Source organism: Sanguibacter sp. Leaf3 (assembly GCF_001425965.1).
GTDB lineage: Bacteria > Actinomycetota > Actinomycetes > Actinomycetales > Cellulomonadaceae > Sanguibacter > Sanguibacter inulinus.
In genome coordinates this window covers 618,851-634,132 of record NZ_LMRH01000001.1, presented here as the reverse complement: position 1 = coordinate 634,132, position 15,282 = coordinate 618,851, and the positions used below count along the sequence as shown (strand labels likewise).

The 15,282-nt window shown below is 72.1% G+C and carries 13 protein-coding genes; 5 read left to right on the top strand and 8 right to left on the bottom strand.

Features of this window, described 5'->3' with window-relative positions; all coding sequences use genetic code 11:
* Window positions 1-71: 71 nt before the first annotated feature.
* Both ASG53_RS02710 and ASG53_RS20060 read right to left on the bottom strand, forming a co-directional pair.
* Window positions 72-905, bottom strand: a complete 834-nt coding sequence (locus ASG53_RS02710; RefSeq protein WP_056128144.1) for a DsbA family protein — start codon at window positions 903-905, stop codon at window positions 72-74.
* Window positions 906-969: 64 nt separating this feature from the next.
* Complete coding sequence (locus ASG53_RS20060; RefSeq protein WP_056128140.1) at window positions 970-2,841, bottom strand: serine/threonine-protein kinase; 1,872 nt, start codon at window positions 2,839-2,841, stop codon at window positions 970-972.
* A gap of 153 nt (window positions 2,842-2,994) precedes the next feature.
* On the opposite strand from ASG53_RS20060, the gene ASG53_RS02700 reads away from it, so the two are divergent.
* The 4 genes from ASG53_RS02700 (at window position 2,995) to ASG53_RS02685 (ending at window position 8,048) form a co-directional block, all read left to right on the top strand.
* Window positions 2,995-4,440, top strand: coding sequence for an alpha,alpha-trehalose-phosphate synthase (UDP-forming) (locus ASG53_RS02700; protein WP_235533857.1), 1,446 nt, complete (start codon window positions 2,995-2,997; stop codon window positions 4,438-4,440).
* A 2-nt stretch (window positions 4,441-4,442) separates the two neighbouring features.
* Entirely contained in the window at window positions 4,443-5,273 is an 831-nt protein-coding gene (gene otsB / locus ASG53_RS02695) for a trehalose-phosphatase (RefSeq protein ID WP_056130543.1), read from the top strand.
* Window positions 5,274-5,474: 201 nt separating this feature from the next.
* Window positions 5,475-6,605 carry an ABC transporter ATP-binding protein gene (locus ASG53_RS02690; RefSeq protein ID WP_056128126.1) on the top strand — a complete coding sequence of 377 codons (1,131 nt, stop codon included), beginning with the start codon at window positions 5,475-5,477 and terminating at the stop codon, window positions 6,603-6,605.
* 201 nt (window positions 6,606-6,806) lie between these two features.
* Window positions 6,807-8,048, top strand: a complete 1,242-nt coding sequence (locus ASG53_RS02685) for a DUF4032 domain-containing protein (protein ID WP_056128123.1) — start codon at window positions 6,807-6,809, stop codon at window positions 8,046-8,048.
* A gap of 89 nt (window positions 8,049-8,137) precedes the next feature.
* On the opposite strand, the gene rlmB is transcribed toward ASG53_RS02685, so the two are convergent.
* The 4 genes from rlmB to ASG53_RS02665 form a co-directional block, all read right to left on the bottom strand.
* On the bottom strand, window positions 8,138-9,154 hold the full coding sequence (gene rlmB, locus ASG53_RS02680) for a 23S rRNA (guanosine(2251)-2'-O)-methyltransferase RlmB (RefSeq protein WP_056128118.1): 1,017 nt from the start codon (window positions 9,152-9,154) through the stop codon (window positions 8,138-8,140).
* Window positions 9,154-10,587 (bottom strand): cysteine--tRNA ligase, encoded by a 1,434-nt coding sequence (cysS, locus tag ASG53_RS02675; RefSeq protein WP_056128116.1) that lies wholly within the window; start codon window positions 10,585-10,587, stop codon window positions 9,154-9,156. Before cysS ends, rlmB begins: the two co-directional genes overlap by 1 nt.
* A 102-nt stretch (window positions 10,588-10,689) precedes the next feature.
* On the bottom strand, window positions 10,690-11,895 hold the full coding sequence (locus ASG53_RS02670) for an alanine racemase (RefSeq protein ID WP_056130540.1): 1,206 nt from the start codon (window positions 11,893-11,895) through the stop codon (window positions 10,690-10,692).
* Entirely contained in the window at window positions 11,892-12,497 is a 606-nt protein-coding gene (locus ASG53_RS02665) for a TetR/AcrR family transcriptional regulator (RefSeq protein ID WP_056128112.1), read from the bottom strand. The genes ASG53_RS02670 and ASG53_RS02665 overlap by 4 nt, the downstream gene beginning before the upstream one ends.
* Window positions 12,498-12,626: 129 nt before the next feature.
* On the opposite strand from ASG53_RS02665, the gene ASG53_RS02660 reads away from it, so the two are divergent.
* Entirely contained in the window at window positions 12,627-14,099 is a 1,473-nt protein-coding gene (locus tag ASG53_RS02660) for a D-arabinono-1,4-lactone oxidase (RefSeq protein ID WP_056130539.1), read from the top strand.
* A 115-nt stretch (window positions 14,100-14,214) separates the two neighbouring features.
* Here the strand turns inward: ASG53_RS02660 and ASG53_RS02655 are convergent, their stop codons facing one another.
* Window positions 14,215-14,688 carry a VOC family protein gene (locus ASG53_RS02655; RefSeq protein ID WP_056128109.1) on the bottom strand — a complete coding sequence of 158 codons (474 nt, stop codon included), beginning with the start codon at window positions 14,686-14,688 and terminating at the stop codon, window positions 14,215-14,217.
* A gap of 81 nt (window positions 14,689-14,769) precedes the next feature.
* On the bottom strand, window positions 14,770-15,273 hold the full coding sequence (ispF, locus tag ASG53_RS02650; protein WP_056130536.1) for a 2-C-methyl-D-erythritol 2,4-cyclodiphosphate synthase: 504 nt from the start codon (window positions 15,271-15,273) through the stop codon (window positions 14,770-14,772).
* Between the last annotated feature and the right edge of the window lie 9 nt (window positions 15,274-15,282).

Genomic DNA, 15,282 nt, shown 5'->3' with positions numbered 1-15,282 from the left:
GGAGGGAAACCGAGGTCGGTCTGTGCCGGTCAGGGCTGGTCAGGGCCGGTCAGGGCCGGTCAAGGCCCGTGTCAGTCCGCGGCCGCGGCCTCGACAGCAGCCCGCAGCTCACCCGGTCTGCTCCAGTCGCCCTCGAACACCGTGCCGTCGACGAGGATCGTCGGCGTCGTGAACCGGCCCTGGTCGTCGAGGAGGTCCGGGTCGCCGAAGGCCACCTGGGTGAGCGCACCGACGAAGTCCCTGTAGCGCTCCCCGTCGATGCCCTCGGCGACGTCTGCAGGCACGCCCACCCGGACCGCGATGCCCTCGATCTGCTCGTCGCTGAGCGCCGCAGACCCCTCGGTCGGCTGGCTGTCGAAGAGCGCCGCCTGGAAGTCGTAGGCCTGGGCGGGGGCCTCGTCGGCGACGTAGGCGAAGGCTGCCGCGGCGCGGGTCGAATAGCTGCCGCCGTCGGACTTGGCGTCGAGGAAGCTGATGGCGTGCAGCACCACCGTCGCCGACCCCTCGGACCGCAGGCTCTCGAGGTCGGTGCCGTTGACGTCCTCGAGCTGGGCGCACGCCGGGCAGAGGAAGTCGACGTAGACGTCGACGCGCACGGCGTCCTCGCCCGAGGTCGACCCGGCCTCGCCGCTCGCACCGAAGGAGATGCCACCGTGGGCGTCGGAGACCGAGGGCGCGTCGACGCCCTCAGGCAGCTCGCTGATCCCCTCGACCCGAGGGCCACCACGTCCGAGCACGAACCACACGACGAGCGCGACGGTGAGGACGGCGAGCGCTGCGGCTGCCCCGAGGACGACGCGGGTACGACGGTCTCGCCGCGCCTGGTCGCGCGCGGCCTGGTCGGCGTTCGCCTGCGCCTGGGCGCGGCGGTCCGCCGTGGACCTCTGGGGGTGGGTGCTGAGCATGAAGGACTCTCGGGGCGAAGCGTGGGTGATGGGGGTGCGCCGGGGTCTGCGTCAGCCCCCGACACTACCGATCGAACCTGGGCGGCTCCTGGAGGGGCGCCCACTCGACAGCCCTCCCGTCGAGGACAGCACCGAGGAACAACCAGCTCACGAGCGCCGCGAGGAGCACGATCACGAGGGTGCCGATCCACCCGGGCGCCACGGTGCGCAGGACCACCCTGGCCCCGTGCCGGGCGAGAGAGGTCACCGGACCGAACCACAGCAGGACAGCAGCGAGGAGCGCAGCGGCCCCGAGGAGCGTCGCGTACACCCAGGGTTCGTTGCCCCCGTCCGGGGCTGTGCCCCCGCCCGAGCCGTTCGACCCGATGACCAGCCTGTCCGTGGTGAGCAACCACCACACAGGTCCGCAGAGCACGACGACGGCGCTCGCCGCGACGAGCACGGACGGGATCGTCGCGAGGACTGCGCGCACCACGTGCCACGGGGCCCGCAGGACAGCCTGAGCGGTGTCAGAGGCCCGCACCCCACGCTGCTCGCGCCGCCCGTGCAGGCTCGAGTGGCTGATCCCCACGACGCGGCACACCAGGACGACGGCGAGGAGCGCGACGAGCGCCCGCCCGGGGAAGGTCGCGGCGGCGAGGACGAAGGGCACCGCGAGCGCGAACACGGCCAGCGGCCTGTGCGGCACGGGCGGCGGGACGTAGCCGCGCTCCGGTCCGCCCTGGTAGCCGGGGAGGACAGGGTCGAAGCCCTGCGGCGGCCCGGGCTGGCCCTGCGGCGGTCCGGCCTGGCCCTGATACCGGGACTGACCGTCACCGCCCGGGCCGTACGAGGGTGGCATCGGCTGGGACGGGTAGGGCTCCTTGTCGAAGGTGACGGGCATGATCGCTGTGCCCGTCCCCTCGCGCGCCGCCACCGACGCGACCTGGGTGCCGTCGTCGGGCCACGAGCCGTAGGCCTCGGTCCCGGAGGGCTGCGCGCCGGCCGGTCCACCGACCTGGCTGCCGAGCACCTCGGTCCCGTCGGGCTGCGGCCCCTGCACCTGGGTGGCACCGACGGCTGCTGCCGCACCCGGGGCGAGAGAGCCGTAGCCGCCGAGCCCAGACCACGTGGTCCCCGGGGTGTCGCCGCGGTCGGCGGCCACCCGGAGCGCCTCGACGACACGGTCGGCCGACCACCGGCGGGCCGGGTTCGCGTCGAGCGCACCGCGCAGCGCGGCTGTCGTGACGGGCCCGAGCCCTGCGGTGTCGGGGTCGCCCGAGTGGGCCCGGGCGATGACGGCGTCGAGGGGTCGCACACCGAAGGGCGCGCGTCCTGTCGCCGCGTAGACGAGCATCGCGGCCCAGCCCCACCAGTCGCTCGCGGGCGAGGGGTCGCCGCGGTCGATGAGCTCGGGCGCGAGGTAGCCGGGGGTGCCCATGACGAAGCCGACAGAGGTCATGCGGGCGTCCTCGAGCCCGTGGGCGATCCCGAAGTCGATGAGCACGGGCCCCTCCGGGCTGATGAGGACGTTGCTCGGCTTGAGGTCGCGGTGGATCACCCCGGCGGCGTGCACGGCGACGAGGGCGTCGGCGAGCTGGTCGGCCAGCTCGTAGAGGTCTGTCGGCCCGAGGGGGCCACCGTCGGCGATCTCCGCCTCGAGGGTCGGCCCGTCGACGAGCTCGGTCACGATGAACATGTCGGAGGCGTCAGGCTCGGCGTCGAGCAGGTGGGCCACGGCCGGGTGGTCCACGCGGCGCAGCGCCGCGATCTCACGACCGAGCCTGGCCCGCATGTCGGCGTCTGCTGCGACGTGCGCGTGGAGCACCTTGAAGGCCACGACGTTCCCGCCGCCGTCGACAGCGCGGTACACAGCCCCCATCGCGCCCGCCCCGAGGGGCGAGACGATCCTGTACCCGCCGACCTCGGTCCCGGGCTCTAGTCCGATCCGCTCCATCGGGCTACCGTACGCTGGAGAGCAGCCTCACACGGGCTCATTGAGCACCGTGCGCACAGTGTCTATACCCTTGGACCACATCCAAGGAGTTGATCACGCGTGGGTAAAGATGGCTTCAACCTTGTTGTGGTGGCGAACCGCCTCCCGGTCGACATGTCGGTCGACGACGACGGGACCGTCAGCTGGCAGAGATCTCCAGGAGGCCTGGTCACGGCGCTCGAGCCCGTGATGCAGAGCGCCGACGGCGCCTGGGTCGGCTGGGCCGGCTCCCCAGGCCTCGAGGCAGACCCCTTCGACGCCGACGACATGCGCCTGGTCCCGGTGACCCTGAGCGCTGGCGAGGTCGAGCGCTACTACGAGGGGTTCTCCAACGACACCCTCTGGCCGCTCTACCACGACGTGATCGCGCCCCCTGCCTTCCACAGGCAGTGGTGGGACACCTACCGCAAGGTGAACCAGCGCTTCGCCGATGCCGCAGCCGAGCAGGCTGCCGACGGTGCCATGGTGTGGGTGCAGGACTACCAGCTGCAGCTCGTCCCGGGGATGCTCCGCAAGATCCGCCCGGACCTGCGGATCGGGTTCTTCGACCACATCCCCTTCCCCCCGCTCGAGATCTTCCAGCAGCTCCCCTGGCGCCGCCAGGTCGTCGAGGGGCTGCTCGGCGCCGACCTCATCGGCTTCCAGCGCGCCGGTGACGCCGCGAACTTCTCCCGTGCCGTGCGCCGCCTGACCGACCTCACCACGCGCGGCCAGATGATCCACGTCCCCGCGACCGACGGGGCCCCGGCCCGGACGGTGCGCGCGGCGCCCTTCCCGATCTCGATCGACTCGCGCCGCTTCGACGAGCTCGCCCGCTCCCCCGAGGTGCAGGCCCGCGCCCGGGAGATCCGGCACGACCTGGGCGACCCGAAGATCGTCATGCTCGGTGTCGACCGTCTCGACTACACCAAGGGAATCCGCCACCGCATCAAGGCCTACGGCGAGCTCCTGCAGGACGGCAGCCTCGACCCGGCCGACTGCACCCTCGTGCAGGTCGCGAGCCCGAGCCGCGAGAACGTCGGCGCGTACCAGGAGCTCCGCGAGCACGTGGAGGTCCTCGTCGGGCGCATCAACGGCGAGTACGGCGAGATCGGCCACAGCGCGATCCACTACCTGCACCACTCCTACCCTCCCGAGGAGATGGCGGCCCTGTACCTCGCGGCCGACGTCATGCTCGTCACCTCCCTGCGCGACGGCATGAACCTCGTCGCCAAGGAGTACGTCGCCGCGCGCTCGGACGACGCGGGCGTGCTCGTGCTGTCCGAGTTCACCGGGGCTGCCGACGAGCTCGCCGGGTCCGTCCTGGTGAACCCGCACGACATCGACGGCATGAAGGACGCGATCCTGCGCGCCGCCACGATGGACCCCAAGGAGCAGCGCAAGCGCATGCGCCGGCTGCGCCGCAGGGTCCTCACCGACGACGTCGCGAAGTGGTCGAGCCGGTTCCTCGACACCCTCGCGATCCCGCAGGACGGCGACCAGACCCACTCTGACGACGCCCGAGGCGACGCGACCGCAGCGGCGCACCGACGGGACCTCGCGTCCCACGACCGAGGATGACGATGACGCTCGAGCAGGACCTCACCACAGCGCTCGCGACCTTCGTCGCGCGGCGTTCCGCCGGTCACCCCGTGCTGGTCGCGAGCGACTTCGACGGGGTGCTCGCGCCGCTGCTCGACGACCCGTCGGCGTCGGCGCCCACGGCTGCCGCTGCTGCGGCGCTCGAGAGGCTCGCCGCTCTCCCCCAGGCAGACGTCCGCCTCGCGCTCGTCTCGGGACGCGACCTCGCGACGCTGGCGCAGCTGTCGGGGGCCCCGGTGGGCACGTCGCTCGTCGGCAGCCACGGGGCCGAGCAGGGCCACGTGGTCGCCGCGTCAGCCGACGCCGAGACCTCCGGCGTAGAGGGCACGTCGTCGGTCGAGCGGCACCCCTTCGCCCTCACGCCCGACGAGCGCGCGACCCTCGACGGGGTGCGCGCCGGGCTCGAGGCCGTCGCCGCCGAGGCCGAGGGTGCCTGGGTCGAGGACAAGCCCTCGGCCGCCGTGCTGCACACCCGCCGGGCCGAGCCCGGCGCGGCCGAGCGCGCCGGGGACGCCGCCCGCGCCGTCGGCGCCCGCTACGGCGCTCACACGATGACCGGCAAGGACGTCGTCGAGATCGCCGTGCTCGACACCTCCAAGGGGCTCGCGCTCACCCGGCTGCGCGACGAGCTCGGCGCGGCAGCCGTCCTGTACATGGGGGACGACGTGACCGACGAACGGGCCTTCGAGGTGCTCGCACCGACCGACGTCACCGTCAAGGTCGGCGCGGGCGAGACCGCTGCGCGGTTCCGGGTGGCCTCGGTCGACGAAGCCGCGCAGGTCCTCGCGACGGTGGCGGACCTGCTCTCCTGACACCTCCGGACGGGTCCCGGCCCCAAGCGCACGAGCACCTCGTGAGACCGAGACCCGTCCGAGACACCACCCCCCAGATTCTGTGGCAGGATGAGTCCTGGCTCACACCGTCGCAGGTGTGGGTGTGTCAGCGAAGACGCTTCTGACACCTTTCACAACGGATCGTCCGGCACGTACCTGCCGGTGAAGGGATGTATCGCCATGGCTACGGTCACGTACGACCACGCAAGCCGCATCTACCCCGGGACCGAGCGTCCTGCGGTGGACCAGCTCAACCTCCACGTCGAAGACGGCGAGTTCCTCGTCCTCGTCGGCCCCTCGGGTTGTGGAAAGTCCACCTCGCTGCGCATGCTCGCAGGCCTCGAGGACGTCAACGCGGGCCGCATCCTCATCGGTGACCGTGACGTCACCGACGTGCAGCCCAAGGACCGCGACATCGCGATGGTGTTCCAGAACTACGCGCTGTACCCCCACATGTCTGTCGCCGACAACATGGGCTTCGCGCTCAAGATCGCCGGCAAGCCGAAGGCCGAGATCCGCAGCCGTGTCGAAGAGGCCGCGAAGATCCTCGACCTCACCGAGTACCTGGACCGCAAGCCGAAGGCCCTCTCGGGTGGTCAGCGTCAGCGTGTCGCCATGGGCCGTGCCATCGTGCGTCAGCCGCAGGTGTTCCTCATGGACGAGCCGCTGTCGAACCTCGACGCCAAGCTCCGTGTCCAGACCCGTACGCAGATCGCGTCGCTCCAGCGCCGCCTCGGCGTCACGACCGTCTACGTCACGCACGACCAGACCGAGGCGCTCACCATGGGCGACCGCATCGCGGTCCTCAAGGACGGTCTCCTCCAGCAGGTCGGCACGCCGCGCGAGATGTACGACTCCCCCAAGAACGTGTTCGTCGCAGGCTTCATCGGCTCCCCGGCCATGAACCTCGGCACCTTCACGGTCACGAACGGCGTCGCGGAGATCGGCAAGGCTCGCATCCCGCTGTCCCGCGAGGCTGCTGCTGGTCTCACGGCCGAGGACAAGGGCAAGGTCACCCTCGGCTTCCGTCCCGAGGCCCTCGACATCGTCAGCGAGACCGACCCGGCTGCCCTCGAGGTCCAGGTCAACATCGTCGAGGAGCTCGGCTCCGACGCGTTCGTCTACGGCACCCTCAAGGGTGACCTCGGCGGCGCCGACCTCTCGTCGGCCGGTGCCGGCGACCACGAGGTCATCGTCCGCATCAACCCGCGGACCGCACCCGCCAAGGGCGAGCGCATCTACGTCTCGATCCGCCAGGGCCAGGAGCACGTCTTCTCGCCCAGCACGGGTCTGCGTCTCTCCAGCCAGTGACGTGACAGCGAGGGCGGGTACGGACCAGCTGGTCGGTACCCGCCCTTTGCTGTGCTCCTCGTCTCGTCCCGTCACTTTCCGTGCCGGGCCACGCATGTGGTCCACTGACTGCTGACACTCTTGCGCGCCGGTCGACGGCGCACCGCGACCCCACGGTCGGAGCGCCCGCGTGCGGCTCCCACCACGGAAAGGACCGCACCCGTGGCGCACAACCTCCAGATCACCGCTGCCTCGCCCGACCCGGCGCTCCTCGACCTCCCGTGGGACGTGCCGCTCGAGCAGTGGCCCTCGTCGGTCCTCGCGGCGCTCCCCCGCGGTATCTCGCGGCACATCGTGCGTTTCGTCAAGATGTCCGGCGGCGTGATCGCCGTCAAGGAGATCGGCGAGTCCGTCGCCTACCGCGAGTACGAGCTGCTGCGGCAGCTGAGCCGCATCAGCGTGCCCAGCGTCGAGCCCGTCGGGGTCATCACCGGTCGCCAGGACGCGAACGGTGAACGGCTCGAGGCCGTGCTCATCACCAAGCACCTGCAGTTCTCGCTGCCCTACCGCTCGCTCTTCAGCCAGACCTTGCGCCCCGACACCGCGACGCGTCTCATCGACGCCCTCGCCGTGCTCCTCGTGCGTCTGCACCTCATCGGCTTCTACTGGGGTGACGTGTCGCTGTCCAACACGCTGTTCCGCCGCGACGCCGAGACCTTCGCCGCGTACCTCGTCGACGCCGAGACCGGCGACCTGCACCCCCAGCTGACCGACGGCCAGCGCAACTACGACGTCGACCTCGCCCGGACGAACATCATCGGCGAGCTCATGGACCTCGCGGCCGGCGACTTCCTCGACGAGGACGTCGACACCATCGCGATCGGCGACGCCCTGGTCGACCGCTACAACGAGCTGTGGAGCGCGCTCACCGACGAGGAGTCCTTCGACTCCGAGGACCGCTGGCGCGTGGCTGCCCGCATCGAACGCCTCAACCACCTGGGCTTCGACGTCGGCGAGCTCGAGATCACGACAGACATCGACGGCACGAGCGTGCAGATCCAGCCGAAGGTGGTCGACGCCGGGCACCACTCGCGCCGTCTGCTGCGCCTCACGGGCCTCGACGTCCAGGAGAACCAGGCCCGGCGCCTCCTCAACGACCTCGACTCCTACAGGGCCGCGACCGACCGCCAGAACGACGAAGAAGAGTTCGTCGCGCACGACTGGCTGTCCGGGGTCTTCGAGCCGACGGTCCGCGCCGTCCCGCGCGACCAGCGCCGCAAGCTCGAGCCCGCCCAGCTGTTCCACGAGGTCCTCGACCACCGCTGGTTCATCTCCGAGAAGCAGGGCCGGGACGTCCCGCTCTCCGAGGCCGTCGCCAGCTACGTGGACAACGTCCTGCGCGACCGCCCCGACGAGATGGCGATCCTCGGCCTCCCCCCAGAGTCCGCAGACCAGCAGGAGTAGCAGGGCCCCTCAGCGAGCCCAGCACGAGAGAGGCCGACCCCGGGACCGCGCGGTCCTGGGGTCGGCCTCTCTCGTGCTGTCTGTGGTCGTCAGGCCTCGGCGCGGACCTTCGCGACCTCGTAGAGGGCGATGCCCGCCGCGACACCGGCGTTGAGGGACTCGACAGCCGAGGCGATCGGGATCGACGCGATCGCGTCGCAGGTCTCGCGGACCAGGCGTGAGAGACCCTTGCCCTCGGAGCCGACGACCAGGACGATCGGGTCGACCGAGAAGGCGAGGTCTCCGACCGACACCTCGCCGCCCCCGTCGAGACCGACGATGAAGCAGCCCGCCGACTTGTACTCGAGCAGCGTGCGCGTGAGGTTCGTGGCACGAGCCACGGGGACGCGGGCCGCGGCACCGGCCGAGACCTTCCACGCCGAGGCCGTGACACCGGCGGAGCGACGCTCAGGCACCAGCACGCCGTGGGCGCCGAAGGCACCCGCCGAGCGCAGCACGGCGCCGAGGTTGCGGGGGTCCGTGACACCGTCGAGGGCGACGATCAGCGCAGGCTGGTCGGCCTCTGCCGCGGCGTCGAGGAGGTCCTCGGGGTCGCGGTACTCGTAGGGCGGGACCTGGATGGCGACACCCTGGTGCACGGAGTCGTCGGTCAGCCTGTCGAGCTCGGGCTTGGTCACCTCGAGGAGGTTGTAGCCGCGGCCCGAGGCGATCTGCAGGATCTCGCGGGTGCGGTCGTCAGCCTCGAGGCGCGTGCCGATGTAGACCGTCGTGACGGGGATGCGCGCGCGGAGCGCCTCGAGGACGGCGTTGCGCCCCGAGACCATCTCGTGGGTGGCCGAACCCGACTTCTTCGGGCCCTTGCCACGTCCTGTCGGACGGCTGCCGCCGCTCGGACGGCCGTTGGAGCGCGGAGCCGTGCCCGTCGCCCCGGCGCGCTCGGCACCAGCCTTGCGCTTCGCCGCCACGTGGTAGGGACGCTCTTCGGCCTTGGGGGTCGGGCCGCGGCCCTCGAGGGCCTGCCGTCCCCATCCGCCCGAACCTGTCTTCGCGCCCTTCTTCGAACCGGGCTTGCGCACCGCTCCGCGGCGCTGTGAGTTGCCTGCCATCAGTCCTGGTCCTCCGTAGTCGTGGCCGCGAGTGTCCATCGCGCGCCGAGAGTCGAGTCCTCGACGACGATCCCGGCCCGCGCGAGGCGGTCCCGGATGGCGTCCGAGGTGGCGAAGTCTTTGGCCGCGCGCGCCTGCGCACGTGCCTCGAGCTCGCAGGTGACGAGCGCGTCGAGCGCCGTCGCTGAGCTGTTCGTGGTCGACGAGGTCGCCCACGCGGCCGGGTCGAGACCGAGCACGTCGAGCATCGAGCGCACGAGCACCAGCTCGGTACGGGCTGCGGTGTCGTCGCCCCCGGCCAGCGCTGTGTTACCGGCCTTGAGGTGCTCGTGCACGACCGCGAGGGCAGCCGAGACGTTGAGGTCGTCGTCCATCGCCGTGACGAAGGCCGACGGCAGCTCTGCTGCCACGACCTCGTCGACGGTCACCGTACCGACCCGCTCGGTCGCCCTGTCGACAAATCCCACGAAGCGGTCCCACGTGGTGTCGGCGTCGGCGACGGTCTCCGCCGTCCACTCGAGCATCGACCTGTAGTGCACGCCCGCGAGCGCGAAGCGCAGCACGGCCGCACGGGTCCGGCCGAGCACCTCGGTGACGAGCAGCCCGTTGCCGAGCGACTTGCTCATCTTCGCCCCGCCCTGGGTGACCCAGGCCGAGTGCATCCACAGCCGTGCGAAGTCGTACCCGGCCGCGCGCGACTGGGCCTGCTCGTTCTCGTGGTGCGGGAAGCGCAGGTCGAGACCGCCCCCGTGGATGTCGAAGGTGTCGCCGAGGTAGCGCTGCGCCATGGCCGAGCACTCGAGGTGCCAGCCGGGGCGCCCGCGACCGAAGGGCGTGGGCCACGAGGCCGTCGTGGGCTCACCGGGCTTCGCGGCCTTCCACAGCGCGAAGTCGCGCGGGTCCTTCTTGACCCCCGCGTCGACCTCTTCGGTCGCCGGGGTGAGGTCTTCGAGGCGCTGGTTGGTCAGGGAGCCGTAGGGCTCCCAGGAGCGGACGTCGAAGTACACGTCGCCCTCGCCCGCCTGGTAGGCGTGCCCGGCGGCGACGAGTCGCTCCATGAGCGCGACCATGTCGGTCACGTGGCCGGTGGCCCGCGGCTCGTAGGTCGGCGGGAGGTTGCCGAGCGCGTCGTAGGCGTGCGTGAAGGCGCGCTCGTGCGTCGCGGCCCACGCCCACCAGGGCTCGCCGGCTGCGGCGGACTTGGCGAGGATCTTGTCGTCGATGTCGGTGACGTTGCGGACCATGGTCACCCGGTGGCCCGTGCGTCCGAGCCAGCGGGCGAGCACGTCGAAGGCGACGGCCGAGCGCATGTGCCCGATGTGCGGCATCCCCTGGACCGTCGCCCCGCAGACGTAGACGCCGACCTCACCCTCGACGAGGGGGACGAAGTCGCGCACGTCACGCGTAGCGGTGTCATACAGGCGGAGGCTCACAGGCCCCAGGCTACCGGGGCGGGAACGCTAGCGTGGCATCGCCGCACCTGGACGGCGGTGTCCACCCTCCAAGACGCCGGCTCGGGGCGGTCGTCGGCGGGCTCAGCCGTGGTTCCGGCCCTCGCCACGGTACGTCGGCACGGTCTCGACGACGGAGTCGCCGCGGACGAGGTGCACGTGGTCGAAGCGTTCGAGAGCCTCCCCGGCCTTGGCGTGCCGCAACCACACGCGGTCGCCGATCGCGGGGACCCGGGCACCGCGGCCGACCTCGAGAGGTGTCTGCACCTCGCCCGCCCCCTCTCGCGCCGTGAGCCTGAGCCCGCGACCGACCGGTCGCGGCTGGCGGACGGCCGACGGCGGCCCGGAGGCGACGTACCCGCCGCCGAAGGCCGTCACGACACGCGGCGAGGGGTGTCGCACGACGTCGAGACCGAAGAAGGCGGAGGGCTCGACGCCGAGCGCCCTGTACCCGTCGAACAGACCTGGTGCGTAGAGCCCCGAGCCTGCAGCCACCTCGGTGACGACAGGGGCCGCCGCGGAGGTCTCGATCGACCCCGTACCCCCGGAGTTCACCAGCCCGAGCGTCCCGACGTGCCGCTCGACCGCCGCGAGGACGGCGGGCCGGCGCCTGTCGAGGTCCCGCACCGAGAGCCGCTTCACCAGCCGGACGGCTGGGCTGGTGTCCGGCAGACCGGCGACCTGCGCCTCGTAGAACATCAGCCCGACCAGCCGGACGCCTGAGGTCGCCGCGACCCGCGCGGCGAAGGCCGCAGCCTCCTCGGGGGTGTGCACGGGCGAGCGCCGGACCCCGAGGTGCACCTGCGCCCAGCGCCTGGGTCCGACCCTCAACGAGGCGTCGACGTCGAGGCACAGCCGGACCGGTGCGTCCGGGCCCCCTGCGGCGCGCCAGGCCGCGGCGACACGGTCGAGGTGTGCCGGGTCGTCGACCACGAGCGTGATGCGCGCGAGCGCCTCGGGTGACCTGCAGAGCTCGGTGAGGGCGACCGGGTCGACGCAGGGGTAGGCGACGAGCACGTCGGTCGCCGCGCCGGGCATGGTCTCGACGAGCCACAGCGCCTCGCGGAGCGAGTAGGCCATGAGCCCTGCGAAGCCCGGGACCGCGAGCGCGCGCTCGACCAGGGCACGCACACGGACGGACTTGGTGGCCAGGCGCACCGGGGTCCCGGCCGCCCTGGCGACCAGCGCGGCGGCGTTGCGGTCGAAGGTGTCGAGGTCGACGACGGCGAGGGGGGCGGGCAGACCGGCGGTCGCGGCGTCGAGCCGCGCGACGAGCTGCCCGCCGGTCAGGACGGGTCCTCGACGAAGAGTGCCAGGGACCGCACGAGCAGCTCGAGCTGGGCTGCGGCCGCGTCGTCGTCGCCGTCGATCATCCACGAGGTCGTGAGGCCGTCGAGGAAGGTCGCCACGAAGCGCGCGACCTCGGCGACCGGACGGTCCCACGTGACGCCGTTCCTCTCGGCGAACTCGGTGAGGACCTGCGCGGCGAGGTCCCGCTGGTCCTCCTGCTGGCCGGCGGCGAGCGGACGCAGCGCCGTGCGCCGCAGCGCGAGGACCAAGATCTCGAAGCTCACCAGCTGGAGCTCGCGGTCGGAGGTCAGCTGGTCCCAGAACCCGTGGGCGACCGCGAGGGCCCGGTCCTCGAAGCTCTTGCCCGCGGGGACTGCCGTGAGGTCGACGTCCTCGACGGGCACGTTGAGCCGGGTCACCGCTGTGCTCACGGCACGCAGCAGGTCGGCGTGGTCGTCGAAGCTCTCGCGGGCGGTGTCCCACGACATCCCGGCGACGTCGGCCGCGGCGCGCAGGGTGAGGTGCTCGATCCCACGGTCGGTGGCGAGCTGGACGGCGGCGTCGACGATGCGCCCGCGTCGTTCCTCGAGTGACCAACCCATCGCGCCGCGCTCCTCTTCTGCTGGTCCGTCGTGCGTCGTCCTCGGCGCTCTCGCCGTGAGACGTCAGACCATCATGGTGCACCATCTGGATGCTTGACCATGGTCTGCACGGGCTCCATAGTGCTCAGCATGAGGATCCCGCCTGGCAGGCGTCCCGCTCTCTGGACGACGTGGGGCGGCACTGCGCAGTGCCGGCCGCGGGCCGTCGTCGAGCCACGCTCGACCGACGAGCTCCGCGAGGCGCTCGCCGGCGCCGCCGAGCGCGGCGAGGGGCTGCGGGTCGTGGGCAGCGGCCACTCCTTCACGGGTGCCGCGACCACGTCGGGGACGATGGTCGACCTCGCGCGGCTCGACCGACGGTCGGTCCGGGCGGCCGACGGGCACGACCACGAGCAGGTCGAGCGGGTGCTCCCGCTCGGGGACGGTCGAGCGCTCGTCACCGTGCGCGCCGGCATGCGGCTCGGCGCGCTCAACCTGGCTCTCGCCCGGCGGGGCCTGGCCCTCGAGAACCTCGGGGACATCGACCGGCAGACCGTCGCGGGCGCCCTCGGGACCGGGACGCACGGGACGGGCGTCAGGTTCACCGGGCTGGCGGCACGGGTCCGGGGCGTGCGCGTCATGACGGCGGCAGGTGAGGTCCTCGAGACGAGCCCTGAATCCTCCCCAGACCTCTTCGAGGCCGCGCGCCTCGGCCTCGGCGCGGTCGGGGTGGTGCTGGCCGTGACGATCCTGGCCGTCCCGGCCTTCTGGCTGGTCGCCCGCGAAGAACCCTGCCCCCTCGACGAGGTGCTCGAGCGCCTCGACGGGCCAGGCAACCTCGTCGACGCGCACGACCACATGGAGATGTACTGGTTCCCGCACACCCGCAGGGCCCTGACCAAGCGCAACGACAGGCTGGGCGGGCCTGCAGGGGCGGGCACCGATCTCCCGTGGGAGGGCGTCCCGGGCGTCAGTCCGCCGTCGTCAGCAGCTCACGGCGTGACCGGGCAGATCGCGCGGTGGACCCTGGACGCGTGGGCCTCGGGGCGGCGGTGGGTCGACGACGAGCTGCTCTCCAACGGGGTGTTCTGGCTGACGAACGAGATCGCCACAGCGGTGCCCCGGCTCACGCCGCAGATCAACGCGGTCGCCTCACGGGCGCTCGCTCCCCGCACCTACGCGGCGGCCTCGCACGAGGTCTTCGTGTCACGGCGTCGGGTGCGCTTCGCGGAGATGGAGTACGCCCTCCCGAGGGCCGACGTGGCCGAGGTGCTCCGGGAGGTCGACAGGTGGATCACGGTCTCGGGCTTGCACGTGCCGTTCCCCGTCGAGGTGAGGTTCACCGCGGCCGACGACGTCTGGCTGTCGACGGCGCATGGTCGCGAGTCGGCCTACGTCGCTGTGCACCAGTACGCCCGGATGCCGCGAGACAGGTACTTCGAGGGCGTCGAGCAGATCTTCCGGGCAGCAGGAGGACGCCCGCACTGGGGCAAGCTGCACTCCCTGCGCAGGGACGACCTCGTCGGGCTCTACCCGCGCCTCGAGGACTTCTGCGCTGTGCGCGACACCTACGACCCCGGTCGGCTCTTCGCCAACGCCTACACGACACGTCTCTTCGGCTGAGCTCGCAGCGGTGCGTGGTGGGGTGCGTGGCGGCGGACGGCGGTTCGTGACGGCGGAGATGGGCTCGCGGCGGTATCGATCGTCCGGCTGGCCTCAGCCGCTCGTGCGGCCGACCTCAGCCGCGCGCGGCAGCCTCGAGGTCTGGCAGCGAGATCTTGTCCATCGCCATGAGCGCCTCCATGACCCTCATCGCCGCGGCGGGGTCGGGCTGCTGCATGACCTCGCCGAGCCGCTCGGGCACGATCTGCCACGAGAAGCCGAACTTGTCCTTGAGCCAGCCGCAGCGGCCTGGGGCGCCGCCGTCTGCGGTGAGCGCCTCCCAGAGCCTGTCGACCTCGTCCTGGGTCTCGGCCTGCACCACCAGGGACGTGGCGTCGGAGAAGGGGATGTCCTGACCGCCGTTGAGGGCGCGGACCACGGAGCCGTCGATCTCGACGGTGACGACGAGCGCTGTGCCCTCGGGCAGGGGCGCTCCGGGTCCGTAGCGCGACACCTCGAGGATGCTGGAGCGCTCGAACACGGAGACGTAGAACTCGGCGGCCTGCTCTGCCTGGTCGCCGAACCACAGGCACGGGAAGATCTTCTGCACGGCTGGCTCCTGGTGCGCGTCGTCGGGCGGGTGCCACTCAGCGTAGACCTGGCACTGCGCGCAGGACAGACCCTGGGGCGGTCAGCCCTCGTGGACGACGAGGGCTGTCGCGAGCGCCGCGACGCCCTCTCCGCGGCCGGTGAGCCCGAGGCCGTCGGTCGTCGTGGCGGTGACCGTCACGGGCGCTCCGGCGGCCTCGCTGAGCACCCGCTCGGCCTCCGCACGGCGGGCACCGAGGCGGGGCCGGTTCCCGACGAGCTGGACCGCGACGTTCCCGATCCGGAACCCCGCGGCACGAGCACGCCCTGCGGCCTCGGCGAGGAGGGCTGCGCCGCTCGCCCCGGCCCACTCGGGGGCGCTCGTGCCGAAGTTGGACCCGAGGTCGCCGAGGCCTGTCGCGGAGAAGATCGCGTCGGCCGCCGCGTGGGCGACCACGTCCGCGTCGGAGTGCCCGGCGAGCCCGTTCTCCCCAGGCCAGTGCAGACCGGCGACCCACAGCTCGCGCCCGTCGGCGGGGTCGGCGAAGGCGTGCACGTCGGTGCCCGTGCCGATGCGCGGGAGGGGGAAGGGCTGGTCGCTGGTCATCGGTCTGCT